The sequence below is a fragment of the Janthinobacterium sp. EB271-G4-3-2 genome (genome assembly GCF_020858035.1).
Taxonomy (GTDB): Bacteria; Pseudomonadota; Gammaproteobacteria; order Burkholderiales; family Burkholderiaceae_D; genus Janthinobacterium; species Janthinobacterium aestuarii.
In genome coordinates this window covers 335,889-349,857 of sequence record NZ_JACYMG010000005.1, presented here as the reverse complement: position 1 = coordinate 349,857, position 13,969 = coordinate 335,889, and the positions used below count along the sequence as shown (strand labels likewise).

The window sequence follows — 13,969 nt, the reverse complement described above, 5'->3', positions numbered from 1 at the left end:
TCGCGCGTCCGGTCTGTCATCACAGCGACGCTACGCCATAACGGCGCAAGCCATCGAGGTCGACGACGCGGATCGACTGATAGGCAATGCTGATGAGTTTCAATTCGGCCAGATGGCCCAGCGCCTGGTTCACGCGCTGGCGGGAAATGCCGGTCAACAAGCCGATTTCTTCCTGTGACAGCTCAAGCACGCTGGAGGTGCGCGGATATAACATGGGGTGGAACAGCTGCGCGATGGCTTGCGCCACTTGCGCGTCGACGGCCAGCAGGCGCTGGTTCTGGATGGTGGCGATGAATTGCCCCATGCGTTCGTTCAGCTGGCGGATGACGAAGGCGTTAAAGGAGAGGCTCTCGGCCAGCAGCAGATGGAACAGGTCCACCGGCACGAGGATGATGCTCGATGCGCGCACGGCCACCACGTCGTAGCGGCGCAATTCGCGCTTGAGCACGCTGCCCTCGCCGCACCAGCCACCGGCCGGCACGCCGGAAAAGGTGGCGCCGCGCCCATCGGCGTTGTAGACGGCCAGCTTGATCAAGCCCGTGTGCACGCCGATCCAGTGCACGGACGGTTCGCCGCGCCGCGTGATGACGGCGCCCGCCTCGTAATGCCGGAGCACGCTGCCGGCACGCAACAGGGTCTGATGCCGGGGATCAAGGGCCGCGAACCAGTCGTGACTGTCGAGTTCCGGCATCGCACGTTCTACACTATCGTTGCTATCCATTCCATCCTTCAGACCTGTCACTAAGATGACAGTGATTTTCCAGCACCGGTGCTATGCTAACCGGTATCAATCCCGAAACAGGGAGCTACAAGATTCTTTTACCAGGAGACAAGCATGACAGCTGATTTCAACACCGGCCTCGGCAAAAACAGCGCCAACTACGCCGCCCTCACCCCGCTCGACTATATCGCCAGGGCAGCCGCAGTATATGGCAATCGCCTGGCAATTGCACATGGCAGCCTGCGCCAGACGTGGCAAGAAACGTATGCGCGCACGCGCCGCCTTGCGTCCGGCCTCATCAAGCTGGGCGTGGGTACGGGCGATACCGTGGCCGTGATGCTGCCGAACACGCCCGCCATGGTGGAAGCGAGCTTTGGCGTCCCCATGGCCGGCGCCGTCCTCAATGCCTTGAATATCCGCCTCGACCTGGCTTCGCTGACCTTCATGCTGCGCCACGGCCAGGCGAAAGTCTTGCTGGCCGACACGGAATTTGCCGAACTGGCGCGCCAGATGGCGGCGCAGATTCCCGGCCTGCGCGTGATCCAGGTCAACGACGTGCTGGGACCGGAGGTGGAAGCATTTTCCGACCTCGACTATGAAAGCTTGCTGGCCAGCGGCGACCCCGATTACGACTGGCAGCCGCCAGCGGACGAGTGGGACGCCATTGCATTGAACTACACGTCCGGCACCACGGGCGACCCGAAAGGCGTGGTCTACCACCACCGCGGCGCGGCCCTGAACGCCCTGTCGAACATCCTGGAATGGGACATGCCCAAGCACGCCGTGTACCTGTGGACCTTGCCGATGTTCCACTGCAATGGCTGGTGCTTCCCGTGGACCGTTGCCGCGCGCGCCGGCGTGAACGTGTGCCTGCGCAAGTTCGAGCCGAAACTCGTGTTCGACCTGATGCGCGAATTGCGCATCACCCACTATTGCGCCGCGCCCATCGTGCATGCGGCCCTGGCCAACGCGCCCGCCAACTGGCGCGACGGCATAGCCTGGACCGTGCGCGGCATGGTGGCCGGTGCGCCGCCGCCGGCGGCCATGGTGGCGAAGATCGAAGCCATGGGTTTCGACTTGATCCACTCGTATGGCTTGACGGAAGTGTATGGCCCGGCCGCCATCTGCGCCGAGCAGGACGAGTGGGCGGCGCTGTCGCAGGAAGAGCGGGCCGTATTGAAATCGCGCCAGGGCGTGCGCTACCACTTGCAAAGCGCCGTCGCCGTGCTCGATCCGGACACGATGGAACCCGTGGCGGCCGACGGCGAACAGATCGGCGAGATCATGTTCCGTGGCAATATCTGCATGAAGGGCTATCTGAAAAATGAAAAGGCGACGCTGGAAGCGTTCGCCGGTGGCTGGTTCCACACGGGCGACCTCGGCGTCATGTATCCGGACGGCTATATCAAGCTGAAGGACCGCAGCAAGGACATCATCATTTCCGGCGGCGAAAACATTTCCAGCGTGGAAGTGGAAGATGCGCTCTACCACCACCCGCAAGTGCTGGCCGCCGCCGTCATCGCCCAGCCGGACGAGAAATGGGGCGAGACGCCGTGCGCCTTCGTCGAATTGCGCGAGGGCGGCACGGTGACGGAAGCGGAATTGATCGCCTTTTGCAAGAACAACCTGGCCGGTTTCAAGGTGCCGAAAGCCATTTATTTCGGCCCCCTGCCCCGCACGTCGACGGGCAAGATCCAGAAGTTCGAACTGCGCAAGCGCATGCAGTCGGACAAGGCCATCGACGTCTAGACTTAACCGCCCTTGCCCGACAGCCACGCCGGCTGCGACACCACCAGGCGCGAGAAGCTGGCGATGCTGGCCACGGCGGCGAATCCTGCCGCCAGACACAGCGCATACGTCGTGCCCCGGCTGGCTGAAACGGTAAAGCAGTACGCGACCAGCGCCGCGCCCGTGGCTTGCCCGATCAGGCGCGACGTGGCGACCACGCCGCTGGCGCCGCCGGCCCGCTCGGGCGGCGCGCTGCCCATGATGGCTTTCAGATTGGGCGCCTGGAAAAAACCGAAGCCGATGCCGCACAAGGCCATGCGCCAGCCGATATCAAAGACGCTGGGGTGCGCCGGGATCCACACCAGGGTCAGCAAGCCGCCGGCCAGCGCCGCCAGGCCGATGCCGCCCAGCACGCCCGGCGAATACCGGTCGCTCAGCCGTCCCGCCACGGGCGCCATCACGGCCACCAGCACGGCCCACGGCGTCATCAGGAATCCTGTCTCGACGGGCGAGCGGCCCAGTGTCACTTCAAAATAGAATGGCAGCGAGACGAAGGCCAGCCCCTGCGCGGCGAACGTGCAAATGGCCGTCAGCGACGACAGCAGGAATAATGGACGGCGAAACAGGTCGATCGGCAGCATCGGTGCAGCGTGCCCCGCCTGGCGGCGCAGCAGCAAGACAAAGAAAATCACCACGGCCACCAGTTCCGGCAGCAAGGTCGACAGGGCCGCGTGATGGGCCGCGTCGCCAAACAACAGGATCAGCAAGCCGAAGGCGCCCACGTTGTACAGCGCCGTGCGCGCATCGAGGATGTGGCCGGACAATTTGGTGGCCGGCAACATGCGGCTGGCGAGGAAAAAGCCGGCCACGCCCAGCGGCACATTGATGGCGAACAGCCATGGCCACGAGGCCGTCGCCAGGATCAGCGACGCGGCCGTGGGCCCGATGGCGAACGCGACGGCCACCACCAGCGCATTGTTGCCAAACGCGCGGCCCAGCAAATGTTTCGGATACAGGGCGCGCAGCAGCGCCGTGTTGACGCTCATCATGGCGCTAGCGCCGACGCCCTGGAACAGGCGCGCCACCACCAGCGACGGCAAGGACCAGGCCAGCGCACAGGCGAGCGACGCCAAAGTAAATAAAAACATGCCGGAGATAAACACGCGCCGGTAGCCGGTGATTTCGCCGAGTGCCGAGAACGGCAGCAAGGTCGCCACCATGGCCAGTTGATAGACATTCACGATCCAGACGGAGGCGGCCGGCGTCGTGTGCAGCTCGCTGGCGATGGCCGGCAAGGCCGTGTTGGCGATCGCCGTATCGAGCGAGGCCATGCCCACGCCGATGGCCAGCGCCAGCATGGCCCATAAACGGGCATTCGGCGGCAAGCCGTCCTCGCCTACCATGACGGCTTGCGTGTGCTGCTTCTGCATAAATACACTACCTGTTCATCTTGCTGATCCGGGCAATACACTAGCATGGATGGGCGGACTCTGCCGGGCAGGCAGGCGCCATCACTTCTGGCAGTCGATCACCTTGAAATCTTTCGAATAACAGATGCGCAATTCTCCCGAGTGCTTTTCATAGCCGAGCCAGCGGCCTTTCAGCTGCGGGTTATGCTGCTTCATCCACTGGAACAGCTCATTCTTTGGCATGGTGGAATCCGGCAACTTCAAGGCCTGGAACAGTTCGCGTTCCTTCTCGAAATATTCCTTCGCCGTATCGAAATCGCAGGCGCCATGCTTTTCCCATTCGCCCTGCAGCAAGGCTTCGCCCGGCTGCATGCACATGTAGGGCAGGATGTCGGACGGCGCCAGTTTCGGCAAATTGCCCTTGCAATAGCGCGGGTGCATGTCCGTCTTGCGCGGTGGCGTCACGGAAATGTCTTCGCACGTGGCAGGATTGTTCGACTGCGCCCACAGCCCATGCACGATCCAGCCGAACTGATTGCTCTCGGCGCACTGGAAGGCCGCTTTTTTCGACACGGCGCCACGGCGGCGCTGGCTGTCGCAAAAGCCTGGCGACCACGACAGCGCCAGCATGAAGTAATCGGTGGGCACGTTCGTGCTTTGCTTGTAGCAGGTGTTTTTCTCGTCCGACGGCTTGACGTCGTAATCGTAGTAACTGACGTTGCGCGGAATGGCGCAACTGGCGTCGGCCGCATGGACGGCGCCAGCGGACAGACTGAGAAAAACGGCGGCCAGCGCGGGCAGGACAGAGCGAATTTTCATCGTATTCCTTCAAGATATAAAAACGCCGGCAACTGGGTGCCGGCGCGGTAGCAGTCAAACAAATGCATTAACAGACTTTATGCATCCAGCCGTGGGTGTCTGCGGCAGTGCCATGCTGCAAGCCCAGCAGCGCTTCGCGCAGGGCCAGGGTGACGGCGCCGTTTTCATTGTTGTTGATGGTCATTTCAAAGCCGTTGGCCTTGGCCACGCCCACCGGCGTGATGACGGCGGCCGTGCCGCAGGCGAACACTTCCGTCATGCGGCCCGAGGCGATATCGTCGCGCCATTGCTGGACGGACAATTTACGCTCTTCCGTCGCGTAGCCGAGGTCTTTTGCCATTTCCAGCAGGCTGCGGCGGGTGATACCTGGCAGCAAGGTGCCCGTCAGTTCCGGCGTCACGACGGTGATCTTTTCGCCATCCTTGTAGACGAAGAACAGATTCATGCCGCCCATTTCCTCGATGAACTCGCGGTGCACGGCGTCCAGCCACACGACCTGGTCGCAGCCTTTCTCTTGCGCTTGCGACTGGGCCATCAGGCTGGCCGCGTAGTTGCCCGCGCACTTGGCTTCACCGGTGCCGCCCGGCGCGGCGCGCACGAAGTCTTCGCTGATCCACACGGTGACGGGTTTCACGCCTTTCGGGAAGTAGGCGCCGGCCGGCGAGGCGAACAGCACGAACAGGTATTCTTCCGATGGACGCACGCCCAGGTACGGGTCGGTAGCGATCATCAGCGGACGCATGTACAGGCTCTCGCCCGTATTCTTCGGCACCCAGTTGCGGTCTTGCGCAATCAGCGCGTCGCCCGCTTCCAGGAACAGCTCGACAGGAATGGCCGGCATGGCCAGGCGCGCGGCGCTGCGGTTGAAGCGCTCCGCGTTTTGTTCCGGGCGGAAAGTCTTGATGCTGCCGTCCGGCTGGGCAAACGCCTTGTAACCTTCGAAGATGGCCTGGCCGTAGTGCAGGGACGAGGCGGATGGGTCCAGCGTCAAAGGGCCGTAAGCCTTCAGTTCGCCCTGCTGCCACTTGCCGTCGCGGTAAGGAATCACCACCATGTGGTCGGTAAAGATGCGGCCAAAGGCGGGATTGACCATGCGCGCGGCGCGCTCGGCGTCGGACAAGGGGTGGGCGGACGGGGTGACGACGAGATTCGGTGTGGAAGTGGTCATGGCGGCAATGGGAACTAGTGAACAGTATCCCTATTGTAGCGCCTATGACGCCCGATCAGGCAAACGGGGATGGCGCCCGCCTCGTGAACACAGGCTGCCATCATTTGCGAATGATTCTCGTTTGCGTTAAAATGTCAGCCTTCCTTCTTCCCGCCATGCCTGACGCACTGCATAGCGGCGCTATCGAAAGCCGCCATGACCACTTCCTCCCTCCCCCAGTTGCGCGCCAGCACCGACGCCGTGTCCGCAGTGCGTCAGCCAAGCGCCGCCCCACAACAACGGCGCTGGCACTGGACCTGGAAGCAGGTATGGTTTCAATTGCACTAGTTTATCGGCATCACTGCCGGCACGGTGCTCGTGATCATTGGCCTGAGCGGCGCCACCCTGGCCTTCAAGGATGAGTTACTTGATGTCATGAACCCCGGCGTGCGCCATGTACCCGTGGAAACGCGGGCCCCGCTGACGCCGGCCCAGTTAAGTAGCATTGCCGCAGCCGAACACGGCCAGCGCGTGGCCTCGATCACCATGTATGCGCAAGCGGGCACGGCGCCACGGCTGTTCTTCGCGCCGAAGAACGGCCAGCGGCGCGGCGAGTCCATCTATATGCATCCGTACACGGGCGCGACCCAGCCTGCGCTGGCGGGTGCGGAATTTTTCGAGTGGACGGAATCGCTGCACCGCTGGCTGCTGCTGCCGCGCGATCCGGGCCGGCAAGTGGCGGGGGCGCTGGCGCTGTGCCTGCTGGGCCTGGCATTGTCGGGCCTGTATCTGCGCTGGCCCCGCCGTCCGCTGGACTGGCGCACATGGCTGACCTTCGATCCCGCCCTGAAGGGCCGCTCGTTTTTGTGGAATCTGCATGCCGTGGCCGGCACCTGGTGCCTGGTCGTCTACGTGGCGCTGACCCTGACGGGCATTTACTGGAGCTATGACGTGGTGCGCGACAATATCGACGCCTGGGCCGGCAAGCCGCCAAGGATGGCACAGGCGCCCGCGAAAAAAGGCGGCGGCAAGGAGAAGACGCCGGCCGCCGACATCAGCCTGGCCTGGACCAGCTTCCAGCGGCACGCCGCCGGTTGGACGCTGGCCAGCGTGCGCCTGCCCGTGCGCGCCGGCGAAGCCGTGCAATTCACGTGGCTGGCCAGCGACGCGCCGCACGAGCGGGCGCGCGGCCGCATGAGCATTGCGCCGGCCGATGGCACGGTCACGGAAAACGAACCGTACGGCCAGCAGGCGCTGGGCTCGCGCCTCGTCAACATCATTTATCCGCTGCACATGGGCACGTATTTTGGCTTGCCCGGCCGCATCATCGTCACCTTGGCCAGCCTGGCCCTGCCCCTGTTCGCCATCACGGGCTGGATGCTGTACCTGGGCCGCCGCAAAGCCAAGCGGGCCGTGCAGGCGCAGCGCGCGCTGCTGGGCGCCGGCGCAGCGGACAAGCAAAATACCGGCTTGCCCACCCTCGTCGCCTACGCCAGCCAGTCGGGACAGGCCGAGCGCCTGGCCCTGGAAAGCGCGCGCGCCCTGCAGCAGGCCGGGGGCGCCGTCGACGTGCGGTCGCTGGACCGGTTTGATCCCGCGCAATTGCGCCAGTACGAACGGGCCCTGATCGTCGCCAGCACCTTTGGCGAAGGCGAGGCGCCGGACGGCACGCGCCGCTTCGCGCGCCTGCTGCACGCAACATCGGGCACGCCGCTGGCGGGCCTGGAATTCGGCATGCTGGCCCTGGGCGACCGCCATTACAGCGCCTTCTGCGGTTTTGGCCATGCGCTGGCGCAGCAATTGCAAGCGCTGGGCGCCCATCCGTTATTCCCGCTGATCGAAGTGGACAAGCACGACCCCGCCGCCCTGGCCGGCTGGTCCCAAGCGCTGGCCCGCTGCAGCGGCAGCGCCATCGACGCCATCGGCGTACAGGAAGAAGCGTCGTATGCCGAGTGGCGCCTGGCGCGCCGCGTGCTGCTCAACCCGGGCAGCCTGGGCGGCGAATTGCATGAAATCACCTTGACGGGTCCTGCCGGCGCCACCTGGGAAGCGGGCGCGCTGGCCGAAATCATCGGGTGCAACGCGGATGGCAGCGATGGCGATGCAGACCATACCCACCACGCGCCCCGCAGCTATTCGCTCGCTTCGCTGCCGTCCGATGGCGAACTGCAGTTGCTGGTGCGCCAGGAACGCCATGCGGGCGAGGACAACCAGGGATTTGGCGTCTGTTCCGGCTGGCTCACGCGTTTCGCCCCTCTGGGCGGTCCCATCCGCTTGCGCCTGCAAGCCAATCCCGCCTTCGCGCCCGCCCTGGTCGATGTGCCCTGCATTTATATCGGCAACGGTTCCGGCCTGGCAGGCCTGCGTGCCCACCTGCGCGCGCGCCAGCGGGCGGGGCTGGCCCGCAACTGGCTGCTGTTCGGCGAGCGCCAGCAAGCTTTTGACAGCGTCTGCGGCGAAGAGTTGCAAGGCTGGCTAGACGCTGGCCACCTGGCGCGCCTGGACAAGGTCTTTTCGCGCGATGGTGAAACCCGGCAATACGTGCAGGACCGCCTGCGCGCCAACGCTGACGAGCTGCGCGAGTGGCTGGCGCAAGGCGCCATCGTCTACGTGTGCGGCAGCCTGCAAGGCATGGCCACAGGTATCGATGCTGTACTGCAAGAAGTGCTGGGCCAGGATGGCGTCGACGCCCTGCTGGCGGCCGGACGCTACCGCCGCGACGTGTATTGATCTGCCTCAGCCTATCGCCAGTACCGCCCGGCTATGTGGGCAGGCGCACGGACAGCGCCCGCCATCGGACTAGAGTGGAGTCATCCCCACCCACTGCCTGCGAGGCTAGTCATGAAAAACCCCTGGATGAGCATGTACCTGAGCGCGGCCAACCGCATCGCCAACACGGCGCGCGGCCATGCGACGGCCGCCGTCAAGCGCGAGGCGGCGAAAAATACGCGGCAGTTGACGCAAGTGTGGTTCGATTCCTTCCTGCCTCCCGCAAGCAAGCCACGGCGCAGCCGCAAGGCAAAATAGGCCGCTGGCAGCGGGCGAACTGGTGCAGTGCACCACAGCAATAAGTTGAAGTTACGACCAGATGAACTAAACTGCAAGCATGGTAGTACATAAGGAAGTGACCGGCAGGCGCCGCATCCCCGCGCCGCCGCCGGGACACCGGGAGACGACCATGTTGACGCTCAAAGTGCTGGCCTGCCTTGCCCTGTCGGCCCTGATGCTTGCGCCCCTCGTGTTGAGGGATACGATGCAGCTATCCGCCGGGCAGCAGTTGCAGGTGCCCAATGTCGATGCGCATGCCATGTGGAGTCATTGGCCCAAGCAATAATACGCGCTCGGTAACACGTCGCATCGAGGAAAACCGCTATATTGCGGATGGGGATTTGTTCCCCATTTTCCTTCATTTCTCAGTGCCTCAGCCCTCCCCCTCTTCAGCATATTTTTGATCCAGGTCATGGATTTGAAGCGTGGCTGCGTCCACACTGGAACAGTCCGCTTCGCACCGCGACGGACTTAACCGGGAGCATCGGCATGGGTAAATCGCATTGGAAGGATGAGATGGCGCTGGGTGTTCCCGTCATCGACGAGGCGCATGAGGCGCTGTTTCAGGAGCTGGCGCGGCTGCAGCAATTGGGCGACCAGCATTTCAGCGTGGCGTTTCGCGAGCTGATTGCGGCCGTCGAACGCGATTTCCGCGAGGAAGAGGATTTGATGGAACAAATCGCTTTTCCCTCGCTGGCCAACCACCGCGAACAGCATGCGCGCGTGCTCAGCGGCTTGCACCATGCCTGGGCCGCCGTCGATGAAGGCGACCTGGAACAGGGACGCCATGCGCTGTCGCTGTTGCCGCAATGGCTGATCTTCCACCAGGCCACCATGGACCTGGCCCTGGCGGCGGCGCTGGAACTGGTGCAGCGCCAGCCCAACTAGCCTCTACAGCAACAGCACCGTCGCCTGCTCGGGCATGACCACGCGGTAGTGTCCCGGGTACTTGTCTTCGCCATCGAAAATCTTGCAAAACACGGGCTGGTTGATGTCGTTGACGGCCGCTTCGTTCATGGGCAAGGTGGCAATCAATTGCTCGCCATCCATCAACTGCAAGGCACTGCCCCGCTCGGCCGCGCAAAAGGCCAGCGATTGCACGTCGCTGGCGAACGGCCGCTTGTACCACGGCGTGATGGCCCGCACGGCGCGCCGGGCGTCGTGCAAGACTTGCCCCACGCGCGTGACGTTCCACGCATCGCGCGCCACGGCGGGCTGAAGCACGATATTCGCCGTCAGCTCGCCCCTGCCCTTGTTCACCAGGAAAGTGCCATCTTGCGCGGCGATATCGTCGTTGAGCGGCACGACAAACACGCCGCCGTCGGACACCTTGATCGGCATGGGCGCGCCATTGCCTTGCAAGGCCACGCGCACGTCGTCGATGGTGGCGCTCAGCTTGGCAGGAATCAGGCGCAGGGCCATGACCACGCTGCCGCTCGACACTTGCCACACTTTCCTGGCGGTCAGATAACTCTCGCGGTAAGCCGTGAAGCGCACGCGCGGCGCCTTGGCGTCGCTGCTGGCCGTGATCGTCACCGTTTGCGCAGGCAAGGCTTCCTCGGCGGGCGCCGTTACCTCGGGCGCCGACGCTGCGGATGTGGCTGGCGCAAGGGGTGGCGACACGGTATCGGCGGCGGGCGGCACGCTGGCGCTTTGCAGCGGCGCGGGAACAGCCGGCGGCGCCGCGTGGTCCTGGGCCTGGCCCAGCGACACGACACACAACCATCCGGCACAAGCGATCCATGTACGCATGCATTTCTTTCAATGAGGAAAATATTTTGTCAGCGCCTGCATTATCGCAGAAGGCCAGACGTTACGCCGCCATGGGCTTTCTGCACAGTTTTGGTGCGCACGCTTGATTATTTGGCAAATACCACCTATATTGATAATGATTCCTATTCAATAAATTGACGGGAATCGCGCGCCTTTCCTTTCCACTGCCCGTCCGCGCCGGGCCTTGCGGTGGAACTGCTATCCAAGCCAGACCACGGGCCAGCGTCACGCCATCCCCCCAGCTACTGCGCACCTCGCCAGACGAGATAGGAACACACACGACTAAAAATATTCCAGGAAAATGATGCAATCAACGACAGTCCTCCCTTCTTCGCGCCAGCCCGCCTTGCGCCCCCTCCCCCATCTGTTACACCTTGCCCTGCTGAGCCTTGCGGCCGGCGCGGCCCTGCCGGCACAGGCTGCCGACGCCGCCGCGGCCGACGTCACCATGCCGGCCGTCACCGTGCTGGGCCAGTCGACGGCGACGACGGAAGGCACGCAGTCGTACACGGCAGGCGAAGCGCGCAGCGCCACGCGCATGGAGCTGACTTCGCGCGAGACGCCGCAATCGGTCAGCGTCATCACGCGCCAACTGCTCGACGACCTGGGCGCCGTGCGGCTGGACCAGGCGCTGGCGCAGACGACGGGTATCCAGGTGGGCCAGAACGACACGGAACGCACGCGGTTTTATGCACGCGGCTTCGGCATCAACAATCTCCAGATCGACGGCATGGCGCGCGGCGGCAATGCGCCGCTGCAAGACACGATTTTGTACGACCGCATCGAGGTCGTGCGCGGCGCCACGGGCTTGATGGGCGGCACGGGCGACCCGTCGGCCACCATCAACATGATACGCAAGCGGCCAACGAAGGCATTCCAGGCCAGTGCCGGCCTGATCATGGGCCGCTGGGATGACCAGCGCTTCGAGGCCGACCTGTCCACGCCGCTGAACGCGGAGGGCAGCGTGCGGGCGCGCACGGCCCTGGCCTGGCAAAAACGCGATTCCTACCTGGACATGTATCACGAGCGCAAGACGGTCAGTATGGTCATCGTCGAGGCGGACTTGCGCCCCGGCACCCTGCTGACGGCCGGTGTCGACTTCCAGAACAACAAGCCCACGGGCGCCACCTGGGGTGCCGTGCCTTACTGGAATACGGATGGCAGCCTGGCGAACTTGCCGCGCAACACCAGTTTCACGACGCCATGGAGCACCTGGGCCAACAAGCAGCACACGCTGTTCACGTCGCTGGACCAGCGCCTGCCCGGCAACTGGAATATGCATCTGGGCTACGCGCGCACGGAAAGCACGAACCGCACCACCGTCGCCTATGCGGGCGGCGGCCATCCAGACCCGGCCACGGGCGCAGGCATGCTCCTGTGGACGGGCGCCTATGGCCCGGGCAAGACCACCAACGACAATTTCGACCTGTACGCCAGCGGCCCGTTCACCTTGCTGGGGCGCAAGCATACGGCCATCGTCGGCTGGAACGGCGGCAACCAGCGCGCCCGTTCGCTGGGAGGCGAGGCGGACATCGATTACCCGGCCTTCGTTCCCGATTACCGCAGCTGGACGGGCAACATTCCCCGCCCCGTCTTCCATCCGGACGGTTCGCACTCGGAAACCGTCACGCGCCTGACGGGCGGCTATGTCGCCACGCGTTTGAGCCTGGCCGACCCGCTGCACGTCATCATCGGCGCGCGCACGAGCACTTACCGCACGGACACGCGCAACTACGATACGCGCGGCGTACACACGGACAATAGCGACTTTGCCGAGACGCGCAATGAAGTGACGCCTTATGTCGGCGCCGTGTTCGACATCAACAAGCAGTATGCGGCTTACGCCAGCTTCACGCAGCTGTTCAACCCGCAATCGAGCAAGGACCGCAACAACAAGTTCCTGGCGCCGGAAACGGGCGACAATGCGGAGCTGGGCATCAAAGGGGAATTCTATGAAGGCAAGCTGAACGCGTCGGCAGCCCTGTTCCACACGAAGAAAAAGAACCTGGCGGAACTCGACCGCACGGTGCCGCCCGGCTTCTTGCTGCCCGACGGCGGCCAGGCCATGGTGGCCAATGGCAAAGGCGTGACGGCCAAGGGCGTCGAGTTCGACGTTTCCGGCCAGATCACGCCCGCCTGGGAAGCGAGCGGCGGCTATACCTATCTGCACGCGGCCGAGGCCGATGGCCGCCGCGCCGCCACCACGCAGCCGCGCCATTTGCTGCGCCTGGCCGCCAGCTACCGTTTCGACGGAAAGCTGGCCGGCTTGAGGGCGGGCGCCAGCATGACGGCGCAAAGCGCCACCTACAGCGAATCGTGGTATGGCCGTCCGCCATCGAACGCGATCACGAATATCCCGCAAGCCGGTTATGCGCTGGTCAACGCCATGGCCAGCTACGCGCTGAACCGCCACGCCAGCGTGCAGCTGAACGTGAATAACTTGCTCGACAAAAAGTACTACCGCAACGTGGGCTTCTTCGATGGCGTGTTCTGGGGCGAGCCGCGCAACATCAGCCTGTCCGTGCGCACGGCGTTTTAAGCACGCCAGTGCGCGGGCGCGGGCAGGGTAAAGCCGGCGAGCAAGGGACCGCCCACGGGCGCCAGCACGGCGGCGGCGACTTGCTCGAAGGCGCGCTGGCCGGCCGGCAAGTCGCTGGCGACCAGGCGCAGCGCACCGTCAAGCTGCGCGGCGATCGTGGCGTCGAACGTCTGCAGGCGCCGGAACAGATGCTTGCCGCCGCCGCTCCATTCGCCGGCCGCGCGCAAGCGCAGGTCGGCCAGCGCTTCGTACAGCTGGCAAGCGACGGCCAGCGCCTCGCCCGGGTGCGTGCCGTCGACCAGGTCTTCCAGCGCGGTGGTGATGGCATAGCGGCGGCGCTGCAGATTCTCCACGTCGAGCACGGGCGGCCCTGCCGTCTCGATGGCCTGCGCCAGCGCATGCAGCCGGGCGTAAGCGTCGCCGGCGGCGACGATGTTTTCCCCTTCGACCACCATCATCGCCAGCGGCACCGTGCCGCGAGGCGCATCCATTTCCTTGCAAAAATACGTGAACGTGGCCATGTCGTGCCCGAACAGTTCCACCGTGCGTCCTTCGGCCACGAGCGTGTCGCGCCAGGCGCAGTCGACGTGGTCGAACAGCAGCAGCAAGTCGATATCGGAAGTGGCCGTTTGCCGGCCCGTGGCGAACGAGCCGCCGATGATGGCCGCCACGGCCGAGGGATAGCGTTCGTGCACCAGCCGCAGGGCAATCGCGCGGATGGCGTCATAAGTGGGGATCGTCGTCAAAGCCTGTGCTCCATGCCGAAAAACGCCATCCTACACGCA

12 protein-coding genes are annotated in these 13,969 nt (G+C 64.4%); 6 read left to right on the top strand and 6 right to left on the bottom strand.

Annotation, left to right across the window (positions count from 1 at the left end):
- Positions 1-19: 19 nt before the first annotated feature.
- Positions 20-691: a Crp/Fnr family transcriptional regulator gene (locus tag IGS55_RS13820; RefSeq protein ID WP_230517593.1), complete on the bottom strand. Its 672-nt coding sequence runs from the start codon at positions 689-691 to the stop codon at positions 20-22.
- 144 nt (positions 692-835) lie between these two features.
- Between IGS55_RS13820 and IGS55_RS13815 the strand changes: the two genes are divergently transcribed.
- Positions 836-2,470: an acyl-CoA synthetase gene (locus IGS55_RS13815; RefSeq protein WP_230517576.1), complete on the top strand. Its 1,635-nt coding sequence runs from the start codon at positions 836-838 to the stop codon at positions 2,468-2,470.
- A gap of 2 nt (positions 2,471-2,472) precedes the next feature.
- Here IGS55_RS13815 and IGS55_RS13810 read toward each other — a convergent pair whose 3' ends face one another.
- From IGS55_RS13810 to IGS55_RS13800, 3 genes are all read right to left on the bottom strand, one after another.
- Positions 2,473-3,879: an MFS transporter gene (locus IGS55_RS13810; protein WP_230517575.1), complete on the bottom strand. Its 1,407-nt coding sequence runs from the start codon at positions 3,877-3,879 to the stop codon at positions 2,473-2,475.
- An 81-nt stretch (positions 3,880-3,960) separates the two neighbouring features.
- Entirely contained in the window at positions 3,961-4,677 is a 717-nt protein-coding gene (locus IGS55_RS13805; RefSeq protein ID WP_230517574.1) for a ribonuclease T2 family protein, read from the bottom strand.
- 67 nt (positions 4,678-4,744) lie between these two features.
- Complete coding sequence (locus IGS55_RS13800) at positions 4,745-5,845, bottom strand: branched-chain amino acid aminotransferase (protein WP_230517573.1); 1,101 nt, start codon at positions 5,843-5,845, stop codon at positions 4,745-4,747.
- A 330-nt stretch (positions 5,846-6,175) separates the two neighbouring features.
- Between IGS55_RS13800 and IGS55_RS13795 the strand changes: the two genes are divergently transcribed.
- The 4 genes from IGS55_RS13795 (at position 6,176) to IGS55_RS13780 (ending at position 9,760) form a co-directional block, all read left to right on the top strand.
- A complete protein-coding gene (locus IGS55_RS13795) occupies positions 6,176-8,554 on the top strand; it encodes a PepSY domain-containing protein (RefSeq protein ID WP_230517592.1) in 2,379 nt (792 codons plus the stop codon).
- A 111-nt stretch (positions 8,555-8,665) separates the two neighbouring features.
- Positions 8,666-8,851: a hypothetical protein gene (locus tag IGS55_RS13790; RefSeq protein ID WP_139143467.1), complete on the top strand. Its 186-nt coding sequence runs from the start codon at positions 8,666-8,668 to the stop codon at positions 8,849-8,851.
- A gap of 151 nt (positions 8,852-9,002) precedes the next feature.
- Positions 9,003-9,158: a hypothetical protein gene (locus IGS55_RS13785; protein WP_219328335.1), complete on the top strand. Its 156-nt coding sequence runs from the start codon at positions 9,003-9,005 to the stop codon at positions 9,156-9,158.
- A gap of 203 nt (positions 9,159-9,361) precedes the next feature.
- On the top strand, positions 9,362-9,760 hold the full coding sequence (locus IGS55_RS13780; protein ID WP_070304367.1) for a bacteriohemerythrin: 399 nt from the start codon (positions 9,362-9,364) through the stop codon (positions 9,758-9,760).
- A 3-nt stretch (positions 9,761-9,763) separates the two neighbouring features.
- Here the strand turns inward: IGS55_RS13780 and IGS55_RS13775 are convergent, their stop codons facing one another.
- Complete coding sequence (locus IGS55_RS13775; RefSeq protein WP_230517572.1) at positions 9,764-10,624, bottom strand: hypothetical protein; 861 nt, start codon at positions 10,622-10,624, stop codon at positions 9,764-9,766.
- Positions 10,625-10,949: 325 nt separating this feature from the next.
- Between IGS55_RS13775 and IGS55_RS13770 the strand changes: the two genes are divergently transcribed.
- Complete coding sequence (locus IGS55_RS13770) at positions 10,950-13,184, top strand: TonB-dependent siderophore receptor (RefSeq protein ID WP_230517571.1); 2,235 nt, start codon at positions 10,950-10,952, stop codon at positions 13,182-13,184.
- Here IGS55_RS13770 and IGS55_RS13765 read toward each other — a convergent pair.
- Positions 13,181-13,930: a nucleotidyltransferase domain-containing protein gene (locus tag IGS55_RS13765; protein WP_230517570.1), complete on the bottom strand. Its 750-nt coding sequence runs from the start codon at positions 13,928-13,930 to the stop codon at positions 13,181-13,183. The genes IGS55_RS13770 and IGS55_RS13765 overlap by 4 nt on opposite strands.
- Between the last annotated feature and the right edge of the window lie 39 nt (positions 13,931-13,969).